Annotated in this window: 14 protein-coding genes and 1 tRNA gene; 11 read left to right on the top strand and 4 right to left on the bottom strand. The window is 60.6% G+C overall.

The window, feature by feature from the left end; all coding sequences use genetic code 11:
- Nucleotides 1-46: 46 nt before the first annotated feature.
- Entirely contained in the window at nt 47-469 is a 423-nt protein-coding gene (locus ACFE8X_RS05710; protein ID WP_375450477.1) for a helix-turn-helix domain-containing protein, read from the bottom strand.
- A 67-nt stretch (nt 470-536) separates the two neighbouring features.
- On the opposite strand from ACFE8X_RS05710, the gene ACFE8X_RS05705 reads away from it, so the two are divergent.
- Nucleotides 537-2,693 carry a heavy metal translocating P-type ATPase gene (locus tag ACFE8X_RS05705; RefSeq protein ID WP_375450476.1) on the top strand — a complete coding sequence of 719 codons (2,157 nt, stop codon included), beginning with the start codon at nt 537-539 and terminating at the stop codon, nt 2,691-2,693.
- A gap of 182 nt (nt 2,694-2,875) precedes the next feature.
- Here the strand turns inward: ACFE8X_RS05705 and ACFE8X_RS05700 are convergent, their stop codons facing one another.
- The gene (locus ACFE8X_RS05700) at nt 2,876-3,274 is read right to left on the bottom strand and encodes a hypothetical protein (RefSeq protein WP_375450475.1); all 399 of its coding nucleotides are present in this window, start codon (nt 3,272-3,274) and stop codon (nt 2,876-2,878) included.
- Between the two features lie 28 nt (nt 3,275-3,302).
- Here ACFE8X_RS05700 and ACFE8X_RS05695 point away from each other — a divergent pair, with 28 nt between their 5' ends.
- Nucleotides 3,303-3,695, top strand: coding sequence for an MAPEG family protein (locus tag ACFE8X_RS05695; RefSeq protein WP_375450474.1), 393 nt, complete (start codon nt 3,303-3,305; stop codon nt 3,693-3,695).
- A gap of 56 nt (nt 3,696-3,751) precedes the next feature.
- A tRNA-Trp gene (locus ACFE8X_RS05690) sits at nt 3,752-3,827 on the top strand.
- Between the two features lie 58 nt (nt 3,828-3,885).
- Here the strand turns inward: ACFE8X_RS05690 and ACFE8X_RS05685 are convergent.
- Nucleotides 3,886-4,179 carry a hypothetical protein gene (locus ACFE8X_RS05685; RefSeq protein ID WP_375450473.1) on the bottom strand — a complete coding sequence of 98 codons (294 nt, stop codon included), beginning with the start codon at nt 4,177-4,179 and terminating at the stop codon, nt 3,886-3,888.
- A gap of 94 nt (nt 4,180-4,273) precedes the next feature.
- Nucleotides 4,274-4,555: a hypothetical protein gene (locus ACFE8X_RS05680; protein ID WP_375450472.1), complete on the bottom strand. Its 282-nt coding sequence runs from the start codon at nt 4,553-4,555 to the stop codon at nt 4,274-4,276.
- 257 nt (nt 4,556-4,812) lie between these two features.
- On the opposite strand from ACFE8X_RS05680, the gene secE reads away from it, so the two are divergent.
- From secE to rpoC, 8 genes are all read left to right on the top strand, one after another.
- Nucleotides 4,813-5,010: a preprotein translocase subunit SecE gene (secE, locus tag ACFE8X_RS05675; RefSeq protein WP_375450471.1), complete on the top strand. Its 198-nt coding sequence runs from the start codon at nt 4,813-4,815 to the stop codon at nt 5,008-5,010.
- Between the two features lie 38 nt (nt 5,011-5,048).
- The gene (gene nusG, locus ACFE8X_RS05670; RefSeq protein ID WP_375450470.1) at nt 5,049-5,579 is read left to right on the top strand and encodes a transcription termination/antitermination protein NusG; all 531 of its coding nucleotides are present in this window, start codon (nt 5,049-5,051) and stop codon (nt 5,577-5,579) included.
- A gap of 149 nt (nt 5,580-5,728) precedes the next feature.
- On the top strand, nt 5,729-6,157 hold the full coding sequence (gene rplK / locus ACFE8X_RS05665; RefSeq protein ID WP_375450469.1) for a 50S ribosomal protein L11: 429 nt from the start codon (nt 5,729-5,731) through the stop codon (nt 6,155-6,157).
- A gap of 3 nt (nt 6,158-6,160) precedes the next feature.
- Nucleotides 6,161-6,853, top strand: coding sequence for a 50S ribosomal protein L1 (rplA, locus tag ACFE8X_RS05660; RefSeq protein ID WP_375450468.1), 693 nt, complete (start codon nt 6,161-6,163; stop codon nt 6,851-6,853).
- A gap of 300 nt (nt 6,854-7,153) precedes the next feature.
- On the top strand, nt 7,154-7,681 hold the full coding sequence (gene rplJ / locus ACFE8X_RS05655) for a 50S ribosomal protein L10 (protein ID WP_375450467.1): 528 nt from the start codon (nt 7,154-7,156) through the stop codon (nt 7,679-7,681).
- 65 nt (nt 7,682-7,746) lie between these two features.
- Nucleotides 7,747-8,118: a 50S ribosomal protein L7/L12 gene (gene rplL, locus ACFE8X_RS05650; protein ID WP_375450466.1), complete on the top strand. Its 372-nt coding sequence runs from the start codon at nt 7,747-7,749 to the stop codon at nt 8,116-8,118.
- Between the two features lie 220 nt (nt 8,119-8,338).
- Nucleotides 8,339-12,472, top strand: a complete 4,134-nt coding sequence (rpoB, locus tag ACFE8X_RS05645; protein ID WP_375450465.1) for a DNA-directed RNA polymerase subunit beta — start codon at nt 8,339-8,341, stop codon at nt 12,470-12,472.
- Nucleotides 12,473-12,543: 71 nt separating this feature from the next.
- Complete coding sequence (rpoC, locus tag ACFE8X_RS05640; RefSeq protein ID WP_375450464.1) at nt 12,544-16,755, top strand: DNA-directed RNA polymerase subunit beta'; 4,212 nt, start codon at nt 12,544-12,546, stop codon at nt 16,753-16,755.
- The last annotated feature ends 26 nt before the right edge of the window (nt 16,756-16,781 follow it).

Raw genomic sequence — 16,781 nt, 5'->3', positions numbered from 1 at the left:
CCAGCTCGACTTCTGCCGGTCCTGCTGATGCCAGGCCTTGGGCTCTCTAGTGCGTATGTTCGCCAAGGCACTGGCTGTGATCCGCAAGCGCTTCGATAATCCGGCAATCGCAGACGCGACCATGGCCGCATTCTGCAATCATGCGCTGCAATTCCAACCGCATGGCCTGCAGGCTGCCGATACGCCGATCGACTTCGGCAAGGTGGTTGCGGGCGATGCTGTCCACCTGGTGGCAGGACGCCTGCGGCTCGGCCGACATAGCCAGCAGCGCGCGAATATCGTCGACTTCGAAGCCCAGTTCGCGCGAGTGCCGGATGAAATTGAGCCGGTCCACTTCGGCCTGGCCGTAGCGGCGCTGGCCGCCTTCGGTGCGCGGTGCCGACGGCAGCAGCCCGATCTGTTCGTAGTAGCGGATGGTAGGGACTTTGACCTGTGACCGGTTGGACAGATCCCCGATTGAAATGTTCATTTTGCGCTTGACCCTCTAGTGACTAGAGGTCCTAGCATGATGGCGGAGATGATGAAAGAGCTGCGCCATGACCGATGACCTCGCGACCAGAACGCGCTTCCACGTGGCCGGCATGGACTGCGCGTCCTGTGCCGCCAAGATTGCCAATGCGGTGAGCCGTGTGCCGGGCGTCACCGCGGTCGACGTATCGGTTTCGGCCGGCACCATGAACGTCAGTCATGACGGTCCGGCGCCGACACCGGGAATCGTCCACGCAGTCAAATGGCTGGGCTATGCCATCAAACCAGAGGACGAGGCGAGGGCCCAAAAGGCCCACGACCACGCCGGGCACAGCCATGTCGAGCTGGGCGCGGGGCCCTGGTGGCGCAGCCCTAAAGCCGTTCTCACGGCCGCCTGCGGCCTGGCACTGGCCCTTGCCTATCTGGTGAGCCTGCTGCTCCCGGATATCGGCCATTGGGCTTTCCTTGTGGGCATGCTGGTCGGGCTGGTGCCGATCGGGCGCCGCGCGATGGTCGCGGCTCTTTCCGGCACGCCGTTCACCATCGAAACCCTGATGACCATTGCGGCGGTTGGCGCGGTTTTTATCGGTGCTACGGAGGAAGCCGCGACCGTCGTATTCCTGTTTTTGGTCGGTGAACTGCTCGAGGGCGTCGCGGCGACGCGAGCCCGGGCCAGCATACAGGGCCTGACGGCCCTGGTGCCGAAAACGGCCCAGCTCGAGCAGAACGGCAGTATCGCGGAAGTGGCCGCCGATAGCCTGGCCGTGGGGGCCATGATCCTCGTTCGCCCCGGAGACCGGATTCCGGCCGATGGCGAGATTGTCAAAGGGCAAAGCGCGATCGACGAGGCGCCCGTCACCGGGGAAAGCACGCCCAAGCGCAAGGGTCCGGGGGAAGCGGTCTTTGCCGGTACCATCAATGCCGACGCCGTGCTGCGTATCCGGGTGACGGCCGCCGCCAGCGACAACACTGTTGCCCGGGTCGTGAAGCTGGTGGAAGAAGCGCAGGAGAGCAAGGCGCCAACCGAACGTTTCATCGATCAGTTCTCGCGCTACTATACCCCGGCAGTGCTGGGTGCTGGCGCGCTGGTCGCCGTCGTGCCGCCGCTCCTGTTGGCCGGGGTCTGGTCGGAATGGATCTACAAGGGCCTTGCCGTGCTGCTGATCGGCTGCCCGTGCGCTCTGGTGATTTCCACGCCTGCCGCGATTGCGGCAGGCCTCTCGGCCGGCGCCCGCAGGGGCCTGCTGCTCAAGGGCGGCGCCGTGCTCGAGGGCCTGCGCAAGATCACCACTGTTGCACTGGACAAGACCGGCACCCTCACCCAAGGCAAGCCGGTCGTCACCGACATCGTGACGTTTGACCGGAGCGAAGGGGACGTACTCTCGCTCGCTGCTGCCCTCGAAACCGGATCGAGCCATCCGCTGGCAGTCGCCATCCTGGCTCGCGCCAAGGCCGACGGGGCGCCCGTGCCGCCCGCCGGAGACGCCAAGGCGGTGCCCGGCAAGGGCGTCTCCGGCAGGGTCGGCGGCAAGACCCTGTTCCTCGCTTCCGCGCAGGCGGCCCATGAACAGGTGGCCCTGTCGCCTGAACAAACGGCGCGCATCGCCGCCTTCAACGACGAAGGCAAAACGGTCTCGGTTCTCCTCGTGGGCGATAAGGTCGCCGGACTTCTGGCCATCCGCGACGAGCCGCGCGCCGATGCGGCGGCGGGCCTCGCTGCCCTGAAAGAGGCCGGCATTACTACCGTCATGCTGACGGGCGACAGCGAGCGCGTGGCGGCGGCGATCGGCAAGAGCCTGGGCATCGCCGTGCGCGCCGAACTCCTGCCGCAAGACAAGCAGCGCATCGTCCGCGAGCTGCAGGATCGGGGTCGCGTGGTGGCCAAGGTCGGCGACGGCATCAACGATGCGCCCGCGCTTGCCGCCGCCGATATCGGCATTGCCATGGGCGGCGGCACCGACGTCGCCCTCGAGACGGCCGACGCCGCGATCCTGCATGGTCGCGTCATTGACATTGCCAACATGATCGGCCTGTCCAAAAGCGTCATGAGCAACATCATGCAGAACATCACGCTCGCCTTGGGCCTCAAGGCGGTGTTCCTCGTGACGACGGTGCTCGGCATCACCGGGCTATGGCCGGCCATCTTGGCCGACACTGGCGCCACGGTCCTGGTGACGCTGAACGCATTGCGTCTGTTGGGTTGGCAGGGCAAGAAAGCTTCCTAGGCCGGGCAGCGGCCTGCTGTTGACGAACGATGGCTGACGCTGCAGTGCGATGCGCAGCCTCATCATCGCGCGCAACGAGCCGTCTGCCGCCCTAGGGCTATGACGGCACGATCGTCCCGGATATCGAGCCCAAGGCGGGGGGCAGACCACGTCGATCGGTGCAGTCATGCTGACGCACTCCTCTAGAATGGCAGGGTGCTCGCAGCGAGCGTGGCGCCATGGGTCTGTTTCCAATCACCGTCGTGGATGGCAAGTCGCGCGCTTGCCGGCTGCGGGAAGCAATGATCGCGGTCAAATTTGTCCAGGTCCCAACCCGGATAAAGCGGTGTCCGGCTGAAGTTCCAGAAGGCCTTGAGCCTGTTTGATAGTGTCGGTAGTGCAAAGGGCATCTTGGCATAGCGCGCCGCCGTCACGGCGAAATCTTCGGCGGCAATGCCGGTGAGGTCTTTGAGTTCGACGCTTCCGACATCGTCGCTACCCCGCCGTCTGCCGACAGCCGCGTCGTCAGCGGTTGTAACGCGGCTCGCGAAGCGCCTTTCGTGCGTTACAATGGGTAGCAAAGTTGGTACGGCTTGCCCCACTGTTCACGCGATCATGCAAGGCTGACAGATGTTGCTGATGATATTTCTCGTGCTGCTGCTGCTTTTGGTCCAGGTGTTTCTGCCGGGACATTTCCTGACCGATCAGGTCGGAACGCAAATGCAGATCGGCCCGCGCGACGATCTGCCCGAGCCGACGCGAGCTCTGGCGCGGTCACGCCGGGCGCTTGCCAACCTGCAGGAAACACTGCCGGTATTCCTGACGCTGGGGGTGCTGTCGATCGTCCTGGGAGAGCAGGGCTGGTTGTCACTGCTGGGGGCAGGGCTCTATCTAGTCGGGCGATGCGGGCATGTGGTGTGCTACATGCGCGGGCTCAGCCCATGGCGGTCGATGTTTTTTCTGGTCGGCCTGATCGGCACGATCGTCATGGCCATTCCCCTGGTGCCCCATATCTGGAGCTAGGGCGCTGCGGGCTCTTGCGCGATGAGGGCTTTGCCAGTAGACACTGCCTCGCCTGAAGGGGTGTAGCTCAGTTGGTAGAGCATCGGTCTCCAAAACCGAGGGTCGTGGGTTCGAGTCCCCCCGCCCCTGCCAGGCCTTTAAATCCGTTTATCGCGCCCGGTCCTGGGCGCCCGCTCGGCACTCCAGCCGTTCAGCGCTCCCAGGAAGGTCGCTGGCCGATCCGGGGCAGGTTGTCGAAGCGGCGCTCGATTTGCAGCTGGTTCAACGTCGTCTGCGTGTTGTCGATCTGGAGCTGCTGGTTACGATCGAGCGTATTGCTCTGTATTTGCTGCTGCAGACACAGCGCGCGCTGCTGCGTGTTGGTCACATTGGCGCTGTCGGGGCCGTCGGGCAAGGACGGGCAATCGGCCATCGCCGGGCTGGCGGCCAGACACAGGACGATCAAGGCAGCGGCGGCGCTTTGAAACTGGGTGATGGTTTTCATCACTCTATAATGGTGTCGCCATGGCCTTGGTGCAAGTCACAGATCGCGGCGCACCAGTCAAAAACAGCGCCCGCTCGATCAGTTGGCCGCTGCGTTACTCTGCGGCGATGCTGGGGCGCACCGGGTTGGCTGGACGGTCGTGACGCTGCTTGAGCTTGTTGAGCTGGCGGGCCGCATGGGCCAGCAGGGCACTTCTGATTTCGGGAGTGGACAGGGCGCTGGTTTCGGCACGCACCTTCAAGTCGAGCGAGTAGTCGGTTTCGGTGCCCATGAACCGCTCATGGATCTTGACGCGGACGACGCCCGTCGTACGACCAGCAATGGTGCGGTGCGGCCCAAAATACAGCACTTCGCAGGATTTGACCTCGAACGACATCGCAGATGCCCCCATGCCGCCACAATGGACTGCAATTGGATCAAATGCCATTGCGCCGAGCCATGCAAGACTATTCCGCCGGGTTATGCAGTTGTGATTAATGCGGACCCAAATGCGCTTCGGCGAAGCCACTTTAAATTCTTGACTTGTGGTGTTGCAAATGGCGCGCGAATTGCATAGATAGGCGGTTCAAAGCCGTGCGGGTAAACTGCGCGGCCTTTGGCTTTGCTCCGAATTTTGCATGAGTTGAACAGCGTATGGCCCGGACGAACCCGATCACTTTCTTGCAGCAGGTGCGTACGGAAGTCTCCAAAGTCAGCTGGCCCAGCCGCAACGAGGTGTTGATCTCGACGGTCATGGTGCTGGTGCTGGTCATTGCGGCCAGCCTGTTTTTCCTTGCTGCCGACCAGATCATTTCATACCTGGTCACGTTGATGCTTTCGATCCGCGCTTGAGCGGGTCCCGGTTATTAGATTAGGAGCGGCGACGCGGCATGGCCAAGCGCTGGTATATCGTTCAGGCTTATAGCAATTTCGAGCGCAAGGTGGCGGAAGCCATCCGCGAGAAGGTCGCTCAGACCAAGCTCGAGCACCTGTTCGAAGATGTGATCGTGCCGACCGAAAAGGTCGTCGAGGTTCGTCGTGGCCGCAAAGTCGATACCGAGCGCAAGTTTTTTCCCGGCTATGTGCTGGTGAAGATGGACATGACCGACCAGGCGTTCCACCTGATCAAGAATACGCCGAAGGTCACCGGCTTCCTTGGGTCGGACAACAAGCCGATGCCGATTTCGGAAAAGGAAGCCATGGCGATCCTGCAGCAGGTGCAGGAAGGGGTCGAGCATCCCAAGCCTTCGATCTCGTTCGAGGTAGGTGAAAGCGTCCGGGTCTCGGATGGCCCGTTCGCCAGCTTCAACGGCATCGTCGAGGAAGTCGACGAGGAGCGGGCGCGGCTCAAAGTCGAGGTTTCAATTTTCGGGCGTCCCACTCCAGTGGAGCTCGAGTACGGTCAGGTCGAAAAGGTCTGACCAGCACTTCCGGCGCAGGCCGGAGCGGCGGGACCCTGGTTCCGTTAAATCTGTGGGAGAAGGCGGTGGCTGCCAAGCGACCGGCAAACCTTCGGACCACAGCGTCAAACGGTTCGCTGACAGCGGACAGAACTTGAACAAGGACGATCATGGCAAAGAAAATCGTTGGCTACGTCAAGCTGCAAGTGGCTGCGGGTTCCGCAACCCCATCCCCGCCGATCGGGCCCGCGCTCGGCCAGCGCGGTCTCAACATCATGGAATTCTGCAAGGCGTTCAATGCCGCGACGCAGGAAATGGAAAAGGGTTCGCCCATTCCAGTCGTGATCACCGCCTATGCCGACAAGAGCTTCACCTTCGAAATGAAGCAACCGCCGGTCAGCTACTTCATCAAGAAGGCCGTCAACCTGAAGTCGGGCAGCAAGCTGCCGGGCAAGGAATCCGCCGGCACGATCACGACGGCTCAGCTGCGTGATATCGCCACCAAGAAGATGAAGGATCTCAACGCCGACAATCTCGATGCCGCGGTATCGATGATTGCAGGCTCTGCCCGTTCCATGGGCATTCAGGTCGAGGGCTGATAGATGGCAAAAGCTGGCAAGAATATCGTCAAGGCCCGCGAGGGGATTGACCGCAACAAGCTGTACAAGCTTGATGAAGCGCTCAAGATGGTCAAGGCCCGTGCAACGGCCAAGTTCGATGAGACCATCGAAGTGGCCATCAACCTGGGTGTTGATCCGCGTCACGCCGACCAGATGGTCCGTGGCGTGGTGAACCTGCCCAACGGCACGGGCAAGACAGTGCGCGTGGCCGTGTTCGCCAAGGATGCCAAGGCCGAGGAAGCACGCAAGGCGGGTGCCGATATCGTTGGCGCCGAGGACCTGATGGAACAGATCCAGGCGGGCAAGATCGATTTCGATCGTTGCATCGCCACGCCCGACATGATGCCGCTGGTCGGCCGTCTCGGCAAGATCCTGGGCCCGCGTAACCTGATGCCGAACCCCAAGGTGGGCACCGTGACCCCCGATGTCGCCGGGGCCGTGAAGGCTGCCAAGGGCGGTGCCGTGGAATACCGCGTCGAGAAGGCGGGCATCCTGCATGCCGGCGTCGGTAAGGTGTCGTTTTCGGACGAAGCGCTGCTCGCCAACATCAAGGCGTTTACCGATGCCGTCCTGCGCTCCAAGCCGGCGGGTGCCAAGGGCACTTACGTCAAGCGCGTTGCGCTCAGCTCGACCATGGGTCCGGGCGTGCATATCGAGCCGGCTTCGGCTCTGTAGAGAATTCGGGGGATTTGTCCCTCGAAACGTTAGCGATCTGCTAGCAGATTGCTGACGTAAAGTCCTGTCCGAGACTGCCGGTGCTGAACGTTTCGGTTCAGCTTAATGCCCGCAAGGCGCCAGCATAGATGGGGTGGAAACCGAATTTTCTGGCGTGCCAGACAAGGCGGTTCGAACCAGGCCAGTTGCCCCGCGGGGCAGCGGTTGACAGGCATGTAACCGTTGCTCCTCCAGCGTTTGGAGGGCAGCAATTGGCAACGGTCCGGCTGACGATCGCCGGACCTAATGTGGAGACTAGCAGTGGAAAGAGCGGAAAAGCGTGAGCTTGTCGCATCGCTCCAGTCAGCCCTCGCGGGCGCTGGGTCGATCGTCCTCGCGCAGAATGCCGGTCTGACCGTGTCCAATCTTGAATCGCTTCGCCGCGAGATCAAGAAGGCCGGCGGACAGGTAAAAATCGCTAAAAACCGTCTTGCCAAGCTTGCTCTTAAAGACACCGACAATGCGGACATGTCGGCCCTTCTGACCGGGCCGATCGTCATCGCTTATGCGGCCGATCCCATGACTGCGCCCAAGATTGCGGCAAAGTTTGCTGAAAAGAACGCGAAATACGTCGTTCTTGGTGGCGCTATGGGAAAAACCGCGCTTGACGCCAATAACGTCAAGGCGCTGGCGACCATGCCTTCGCTCGATGAACTGCGTGCAACGCTCGCCGGGATGCTCAAGCAGCCCGCAACGCGTATCGCGTCCGTCATCGTGGCGCCGGCAGGCAATATCGCCCGCGTGTTGGCCGCTCATGCGGAAAAGAGCACTGAAAGCGAAGCGGCGTAACCCCATCGGCCCATCCTGGGCCATCCATGGTTCGAACCAAACAAACCTAAAGAGAGATTTATCAAATGGCTGATCTCGCCAAAATCGTCGATGACCTGTCTGCCCTGACCGTCCTGGAAGCTTCCGAGCTGTCCAAGATGCTGGAAGAAAAGTGGGGCGTTTCCGCCGCCGCTCCTGCTGCCGCTGCCGGCCCTGCCGCTGCCGCTGCCGCTCCTGCCGAAGAAAAGACTGAATTCGATGTCATCCTTGTCTCGTTCGGCGAGAACAAGATCAACGTCATCAAGGAAGTCCGTGCGATTACCGGTCTGGGTCTTGGCGAAGCCAAGGCACTGGTCGAGTCCGCTCCCAAGGCCATCAAGGAAGGTGCCAACAAGGCCGAATCCGCTGATATCAAGGCAAAGCTCGAAGCTGCCGGCGCCAAGGTCGAACTCAAGTAAGTTGGCTCCCAAGCCTTTTGCGGGGTGGCACCGAGGTGCCGCTCCGCTGTCCCCGTCGCGTTGATGGCGGGGCGCCAGGCCTCAGGCCCAGGGCGCAAGTTGCGGAATTGCTTAAGCTAATTCATATCCCGCTCTGGGCACATATCCCGATACCCGCCGGCTGATTGTCGGGTCTTTGGATATTTGCCTCCGAGACCATCGCAAAGAAACAGGAGCTTTCATGGCTACCACTTTCAACGGCCGCCGCAAGGTACGCAAGTCCTTCGGGTCCATTCGCGAAGTCACGGAGATGCCCAATCTGATCGAAGTCCAGAAGGCTTCCTATGATCAGTTTCTGCTTGTCGACGAGCCCAAGGGCGGTCGCGGCGACGAAGGGCTTCAATCGGTCTTCAAATCCGTCTTTCCGATCACCGATTTTTCAAACACGGCCTCTCTCGAATTCGTGAAGTACGAGTTCGAAGCGCCCAAGTACGACATCGATGAGTGCCGTGCGCGCGACATCACGTTCGCTGCCCCGCTCAAGGTGACGCTGCGCCTCATCGTGTTTGAAGTGGACGAGGAAACCGGCGCCCGCTCGGTCAAGGATATCAAGGAGCAGGACGTCTATATGGGCGACATGCCCTTTATGACCTCGAACGGCACTTTTATCGTCAACGGTACCGAGCGCGTGATTGTTTCGCAGATGCACCGCTCGCCGGGCGTGTTCTTCGATCACGACAAGGGCAAGACCCATTCCTCGGGCAAGCTGCTATTCGCGGGCCGGATCATTCCCTATCGCGGCTCCTGGCTCGATATTGAATTCGACGCCAAGGATATTGTGTTTGCGCGCATCGACCGTCGGCGCAAGATTCCGGTGACCTCGCTGCTCAAGGCGCTTGGCATGGATGCCGAGGAAATCCTCAGCACCTATTACAATACGCTGCAGTACGAAAAGACCGAAAAAGGCTGGCGCGTTCCTTATGACGCCGAGAAGTGGAAGGGCGCCAAGCCAAGCCACGACCTGATCGACGCCAAGACCGGCGACGTCGTGCACGAAGGCGGCAAGAAGCTGTCCGCTCGCCAGGCCAAGAAGCTCGGTGAAAACGGCCTGACGCATCTGTTGGCGGTTAACGAAGACCTGTACGGCATGTATGTCGCCGAAGACTTGATCAACATGCAGACCGGCGAAGTCTATGTGGAAGCCGGTGACGAAATCGACGAGAAGGTGCTGGCCAAGCTCCTTGACCTTGGTTTCGATGCGTTGCCGATCCTCGATATCGACCACGTCACCATCGGCGCTTATCTGCGCAATACTCTGGCCGTGGACAAGAACGAAAGCCGCGAAGACGCGTTGTTCGATATCTACCGCGTCATGCGCCCCGGCGAGCCGCCGACCGTCGATACGGCCGAAGCCATGTTCAAGTCGCTGTTTTTCGACAGCGAGCGCTATGACCTGTCAGCCGTTGGCCGTGTCAAGATGAACATGCGTCTCGATCTGACCGCCGAAGACACCGTGCGCGTGCTGCGCAAGGAAGACATCGTGGAAGTGGTGCGGACCCTGGTGGACCTGCGCGACGGTCGTGGCGAAATCGACGATATCGACAATCTGGGCAACCGTCGCGTTCGTTCCGTTGGCGAACTCATGGAAAACTCCTATCGCCTCGGCCTGCTGCGCATGGAACGGGCGATCAAGGAGCGCATGAGCTCGGTCGAGATCGACACGGTGATGCCGCAGGATTTGATCAACGCCAAGCCGGCTGCGGCCGCGGTGCGCGAGTTCTTCGGCTCGAGCCAGCTGTCGCAGTTCATGGACCAGACCAACCCGCTATCGGAAATCACCCACAAGCGTCGCCTGTCAGCGCTGGGGCCAGGCGGTTTGACCCGCGAGCGGGCAGGGTTCGAAGTGCGCGACGTGCACCCGACCCATTACGGCCGGATCTGCCCGATCGAAACGCCGGAAGGCCCGAATATCGGGCTCATCAACTCGCTGTCGACCTTCGCTCGCGTCAACAAGTACGGCTTTATCGAAACGCCATACCGCAAGATCGTCGATGGCATCATCACTGACGATGTCGTCTATCTGTCGGCGATGGAAGAGGCCAAGCACTACGTTGCCCAGGCGAACGTGACGATCAATGCCAAGGGCGAGCTCAATGACGAGCTGGTCGTAGCCCGCCACGCGGGTGACAACGGCCTGACTCCCAAGGAAAACGTCGATCTGATGGACGTTTCGCCCAAGCAAATGGTGTCGGTTGCCGCCTCGTTGATCCCGTTCCTCGAGAACGACGACGCCAACCGTGCGCTGATGGGTTCGAACATGCAGCGGCAGGCTGTGCCACTGCTGCGGGCTCACGCTCCGTTTGTGGGCACGGGCATGGAAGCTGTCGTGGCCCGTGACTCGGGGGCGGCGATCGTCTCCAAGCGCAAGGGCATTGTCGACCAAGTCGATGCGACGCGCATCGTTATCCGCGCGACCGAAGAAACCGATGCCAGCAAGTCCGGCGTCGATATCTACAACCTGATGAAGTTCCAGCGCTCGAACCAGTCGACCTGCATCAACCAGCGTCCGCTGGTCGTCGTTGGCGATCACATCAACGCCGGCGACATCATCGCCGACGGTCCGTCGACGGACCTGGGCGACCTTGCCCTGGGCCGCAACGTGCTCGTCGCCTTCATGCCGTGGAATGGCTACAACTTCGAAGATTCGATCCTGCTGTCCGAACGGATTGCCATGAACGACGTCTTCACCTCGATCCACATCGAGGAATATGAAGTGATGGCGCGTGACACCAAGCTGGGGCCGGAGGAAATTACGCGCGACATTCCGAACGTTTCGGAAGAAGCGCTGAAGAACCTCGACGAAGCCGGTATCGTGCATATCGGTGCGGAAGTGGCTCCCGGCGACATCCTTGTCGGCAAGATCACCCCCAAGGGTGAATCGCCGATGACGCCGGAAGAAAAGCTTCTCCGCGCCATCTTTGGCGAAAAAGCATCGGACGTTCGCGATACCTCCCTGCGCGTACCGCCGGGCGATGCTGGTACCGTCGTTGAAGTGCGCGTGTTCAATCGCCACGGCATCGACAAAGACGAGCGCGCCATGGCTATCGAGCGCGAGGAAATCGAGCGTCTCGCCAAGGACCGTGACGACGAACAGTCGATCCTTGACCGCAACGTTTATGCGCGTCTCAAGGAGATGCTGTTCGGCAAGGCTGCCAATGCGGGTCCGAAAGGCTATGTCGTCGGCACCAAGCTGAATGACCAGATGTTCGAGGCCCAGCCCCGCTCCAAGTGGTGGCAGTTTGCGGTCGAGGACGACAAGGTCATGACAGAGATGGAGGCGCTTCATGCCCAGTATGAAGAGAGCCGTCGTCTTTTAGAGCAGCGTTTCATCGACAAGGTGGACAAGCTGCAGCGCGGTGATGAACTTCCGCCCGGCGTGATGAAGATGGTCAAGGTCTTCATCGCGACCAAGCGCAAGATCCAGCCGGGCGACAAGATGGCCGGCCGCCATGGCAACAAGGGCGTGGTTTCGCGTATCGTGCCGATCGAAGACATGCCGTACCTCGAAGACGGTACGCATGTGGACATCGTGCTCAATCCGCTGGGCGTGCCCTCGCGCATGAACGTTGGCCAGATCCTCGAAACCCATCTGGGTTGGGCTTGTGCCGGCATGGGCAAGAAGATCGACGAGATGGTGCGCATCTATCATCAGAAGGGCGACCTCAAGCCGCTCCGCGCGGAAGTTGGCGCGCTGTTCGAAGGTGACACGTCGATCACCGATCTTGACGACGACGGCCTGATCCGTCTTGGCGAGCATCTGTCCAAGGGTGTTTCGATCGCCACGCCGGTGTTCGACGGCGCCAAGGAAGCCGATATTGTTGCCATGCTGGAAAAGGCAGGGCTTAAGGGCTCGGGCCAATCCACCGTCTATGACGGGCGCACGGGTGAGCAGTTCGATCGTCAGGTGACGGTTGGGTATATTTATATGCTCAAGCTGGACCATCTGGTGGACAACAAGATCCACGCGCGTTCGATCGGTCCGTACTCGCTCGTCACCCAGCAGCCGCTGGGCGGCAAGGCACAGTTCGGCGGGCAGCGTTTTGGCGAGATGGAGGTGTGGGCGCTCGAAGCCTATGGCGCCGCTTATACCTTGCAGGAAATGCTGACGATCAAGTCGGACGACGTCGCAGGCCGGACCAAGGTCTACGAATCCATCGTGCGCGGCGACGACACGTTCGAGCCTGGCATCCCGGAGAGCTTCAACGTTCTGGTCAAGGAAATCCGTTCCCTGGGTCTCAATGTCGAACTCGACATGCGCGATGTCGATGTCCCGGACCGTGCGGAGCTCGCACCTCCTCAGGAAGCGGCGGAGTAATCCGGCACTTCCCCATCCCATTCATTTTCCATCCGGCCCAGTAGGGCTGGATGGATAGAGGAGAGTTTTTGATGAACCATCATTCCCACGTCATGGACCCGTTCAACCCGGCAGTGCCGGTGCAAACGTTCGACCAGATGAAAATCTCGATCGCCAGCCCGGAGAAAATCCTCTCCTGGTCGTTCGGCGAGATCAAGAAGCCCGAAACCATCAACTATCGTACGTTCAAGCCAGAACGCGATGGTCTGTTCTGTGCGCGCATCTTTGGGCCCGTGAAGGACTATGAGTGCTTGTGCGGAAAGTACAAGCGCATGAAGTTCAAGGGCGTTATCTGCGAGAAGTGCGGCGTGGAAGTTACCTTGTCTCGCGTTCGCCGCGAGCGCATGGGCCATATCGAGTTGGCCGCGCCAGTCGCTCACATCTGGTTCCTGAAGTCCCTGCCGTCGCGCATTGCGCTGCTGCTCGATATGACGCTCAAGGATATCGAGCGTATCTTGTATTTCGAAAACTACGTCGTGCTCGATGCCGGCCTGACCCCGTTCAGCCTGCATGAACTGCTTTCCGAAGAGCAGTTCCTCGACGCCCAGGACGAATACGGTGCCGACAGCTTTACCGCCAAGATCGGGGCCGAGGCTATTCGCGATATTCTGCTTGCGCTCGATCTCGAAAAGATCGCGGCCGACCTGCGTGTGGAAATTGCCGAGTCGACCACGGAACTTAAGCCCAAAAAGCTCGCAAAACGGTTGAAGATCGTCGAGCAGTTCATCGTTTCGGGCAACAAGCCCGAATGGATGATCATGACCATCATCCCGGTCATTCCGCCAGAGCTGCGCCCGCTGGTGCCGCTGGATGGTGGCCGCTTTGCCACGTCCGACCTGAACGATCTCTATCGCCGCGTCATCAACCGCAACAACCGGTTGAAGCGCCTGATCGAACTGCGGGCTCCCGACATCATCATCCGCAACGAAAAGCGCATGCTGCAGGAAGCTGTCGATGCGCTGTTCGACAATGGCCGTCGTGGCCGCACCATCACTGGCGCCAACAAGCGTCCGTTGAAGTCGCTGTCCGATATGCTCAAGGGCAAGCAGGGCCGGTTCCGCCAGAACCTGCTTGGCAAGCGCGTTGACTATTCGGGCCGCTCGGTCATCACCGTGGGTCCGAACCTCAAGCTGCACCAGTGCGGCCTGCCCAAGAAGATGGCGCTCGAACTGTTCAAGCCGTTCATTTATTCGCGCCTTGAAGCCAAGGGCTTCAGCTCGACGGTGAAGCAGGCCAAGAAGCTGGTCGAGAAGGAAAAGCCCGAGGTTTGGGATATCCTTGACGAAGTGATCCGCGAGCACCCGGTTCTGCTGAACCGTGCGCCGACGCTGCATCGTCTTGGCATCCAGGCGTTCGAGCCGATGCTGATCGAAGGCAAGGCGATCCAGCTGCATCCGCTCGTCTGCTCGGCGTTCAACGCCGACTTCGACGGTGACCAGATGGCGGTGCACGTTCCGCTGTCGCTTGAGGCGCAGCTGGAAGCGCGCGTCTTGATGATGTCGACCAACAACATTCTGCATCCTGCCAACGGCCAGCCGATCATCGTGCCGAGCCAGGACATCGTGCTGGGACTGTATCACCTCAGCCTGATGAACGAAGGCGAGCCGGGGCAGGGCATGAGCTTCTCGTCCATGGGCGAGCTGGAACATGCGCTCTACAATGGTGTCGTCACCATGCACACCAAGATCAAGGGCCGGGTGCAGACGTTCGACGAGAGCGGCAAGCCCAAGACCGAGATCGTGGAAACCACTCCCGGCCGGATGATCATCGGGCAAATCCTGCCCAAGCATCCGTCAGTGCCATACGCCACGGCCAACCAGCTGATGACCAAGAAGATGATCTCCAAAATGATCGACACGGTTTACCGTGGCTGCGGTCAGAAAGAGACCGTGATTTTCTGCGACCGCGTCATGCAACTGGGCTTTACCCATGCGTGCAAGGCCGGCATCTCGTTTGGCAAGGACGACATGGTCATTCCTCCGACCAAATATGCGATCGTGGAAGCAGCGCGCAAGCAGGTCGAGGAATTCGAGCAGCAGTACAATGACGGCCTGATCACCCAGGGCGAAAAGTACAACAAGGTCGTGGATGCGTGGGCCAAGTGTGGCGACAAGGTTGCCGAGGACATGATGAAGGGCATCGCTGCCGTTCAGATTGATAAGGAAACCAAGCGCCAGAAGCCGATCAACTCGGTCTATATGATGAGCCATTCGGGTGCCCGTGGTTCACCGGCACAGATGAAGCAGCTTTCGGGCATGCGCGGCCTGATGGCCCGTCCGGACGGCTCGATCATCGAGACCCCGATCACGGCAAACTTCAAGGAAGGCCTCAACGTTCTGGAGTATTTCAACTCCACCCACGGTGCTCGCAAGGGCCTGGCGGATACGGCGTTGAAGACTGCGAACTCGGGCTATCTGACGCGTCGTCTCGTCGACGTGGCGCAGGACGCGATCATCGTGGCCACTGATTGTGGCACCGAACGCGGCCTGACCATGGAGCCGATCGTGGACGCCGGCCAGATCGTTGCTTCGATCGGCCAACGCGTTCTCGGCCGTACGGCGGCGGACGATATCAACCATCCGCTGACCGGCGATCTCATCGCCGCCCGGGGCACGTTGCTGGAAGAAAAGCATGTCGACATCATCGAGGACGCCCGGATCCAGTCGATCCGCATCCGGTCGCCCTTGACTTGCGACATGCGCCAGGGCACCTGCGCGGCCTGCTACGGCCGTGACCTGGCTCGCGGTACTCCCGTGAACATGGGTGAAGCTGTGGGCGTCATCGCGGCACAATCGATCGGTGAACCCGGCACGCAGCTCACCATGCGAACGTTCCACATCGGTGGCACGGCACAGGTGGTTGACTCGTCGTTCCTGGAGTCAGGTGCGGAAGGCACTATCGCCATCCGTAATCCGAACCTGGCCAAGGTCGAAGGCAATAAGCTCGTCGTCATGGCGCGAAACGTGTCGTTGGCTATCCTGGATGCGGACGGCAAGGAGCGTACCACCCATAAGGTGACGTACGGCTCCAAGCTTCTGGTTAAGGAAGGTGACACGGTCCGCCGTGGCCAGCGCCTGGCTGAATGGGACCCCTACACCCGTCCGATCCTGGCCGAGGTCGATGGCGAAGTGCTGTTCGAAGATCTGGTCGATGGCACCTCGGTCGCGGAAAATACCGACGAAGCAACGGGCTTTACCAAGCGCGTTGTGATCGATTGGCGGACTAACCAGCGTGGTGACGGCCTCAAGCCGGCATTGGCGATTGCCCGCAGCGGTGCGGTAGTCAAGGTCGACCGTGGCGGCGAAGCGCGTTATCTGCTGAGTGTGGATGCGGTGCTGAACGTGGAACCGGGCCAGAAGGTCTCGCCCGGCGACGTGCTGGCGCGTATTCCGCTGGAAAGCGCCAAGACCAAGGACATCACCGGCGGTCTGCCGCGGGTGGCCGAATTGTTCGAGGCACGTCGTCCCAAGGATCACGCGATCATCGCCGAGATCGATGGCATCATTGGTTTTGGCCGCGATTACAAGAACAAGCGTCGCGTCATCATCAAGCCGCATGAAGAAGGCGCCGATGCTGTCGAGTATCTGATCCCGAAGGGCAAGCCGTTCCATCTGCAGGAGGGCGACACCATCGAGAAGGGCGAATACATCCTCGACGGCAATCCGGCTCCGCATGACATTCTGGCAATCAAGGGCGTGGAAGAGCTTGCTCGTTACCTCGTCAATGAAATCCAGGAGGTCTATCGTCTGCAGGGTGTGCTAATCAACGACAAGCATATCGAGGTGATCGTCCGCCAGATGCTGCAAAAGGTCGAGATCGTGGATCCCGGTGAAACTGGCCTGCTCAAAGATGAGCAGCTCGACAAGCTGGACTTTGATGAGCTCAACGACCAGTTGATCGCCGATGGCAAGAAGCCGGCAACGGCCAATCCGGTGCTGCTCGGCATCACCAAGGCGTCGCTGCAGACCCGCTCGTTCGTGTCGGCCGCCTCGTTCCAGGAAACCACTCGCGTCCTTACGGAAGCAGCGGTTTCCGGCAAGGCCGACCTGCTCGAAGGCCTCAAGGAAAACGTCATCGTGGGTCGCCTGATCCCCGCCGGCACCGGCGCGGGTATCACGTCGGCAAAGCTGATCGCGTCCAAGCGCGATGAGTTGATCCTTGACGAACGTCGCCGCCAGGCTTCGACCGCCGCGATTCCCTCGCCACGGGTGTTTGACAAACCGATCGACACCGCCGCCGAGTAAACATCGCAACAAGCCAAGCATAGGGA

Origin of the sequence: uncultured Devosia sp. (genome assembly GCF_964244875.1) — a bacterium.
In the GTDB taxonomy this organism is placed as follows: domain Bacteria; phylum Pseudomonadota; class Alphaproteobacteria; order Rhizobiales; family Devosiaceae; genus Devosia.
This window is presented reverse-complemented; position numbering and strand designations above follow the sequence as displayed.

Bases quoted from the DNA above. Each gene is read 5' to 3' on its own strand.
- ACFE8X_RS05710 (WP_375450477.1), bottom strand. From the start codon at position 469: ATGAACATTTCAATCGGGGATCTGTCCAACCGGTCACAGGTCAAAGTC.
- ACFE8X_RS05705 (WP_375450476.1), top strand. From the start codon at position 537: ATGACCGATGACCTCGCGACCAGAACGCGCTTCCACGTGGCCGGCATG.
- ACFE8X_RS05695 (WP_375450474.1), top strand. From the start codon at position 3,303: ATGTTGCTGATGATATTTCTCGTGCTGCTGCTGCTTTTGGTCCAGGTG.
- ACFE8X_RS05685 (WP_375450473.1), bottom strand. From the start codon at position 4,179: ATGAAAACCATCACCCAGTTTCAAAGCGCCGCCGCTGCCTTGATCGTC.
- ACFE8X_RS05680 (WP_375450472.1), bottom strand. From the start codon at position 4,555: ATGTCGTTCGAGGTCAAATCCTGCGAAGTGCTGTATTTTGGGCCGCAC.
- secE (WP_375450471.1), top strand. From the start codon at position 4,813: ATGGCCCGGACGAACCCGATCACTTTCTTGCAGCAGGTGCGTACGGAA.
- nusG (WP_375450470.1), top strand. From the start codon at position 5,049: ATGGCCAAGCGCTGGTATATCGTTCAGGCTTATAGCAATTTCGAGCGC.
- rplK (WP_375450469.1), top strand. From the start codon at position 5,729: ATGGCAAAGAAAATCGTTGGCTACGTCAAGCTGCAAGTGGCTGCGGGT.
- rplA (WP_375450468.1), top strand. From the start codon at position 6,161: ATGGCAAAAGCTGGCAAGAATATCGTCAAGGCCCGCGAGGGGATTGAC.
- rplL (WP_375450466.1), top strand. From the start codon at position 7,747: ATGGCTGATCTCGCCAAAATCGTCGATGACCTGTCTGCCCTGACCGTC.
- rpoB (WP_375450465.1), top strand. From the start codon at position 8,339: ATGGCTACCACTTTCAACGGCCGCCGCAAGGTACGCAAGTCCTTCGGG.
- rpoC (WP_375450464.1), top strand. From the start codon at position 12,544: ATGAACCATCATTCCCACGTCATGGACCCGTTCAACCCGGCAGTGCCG.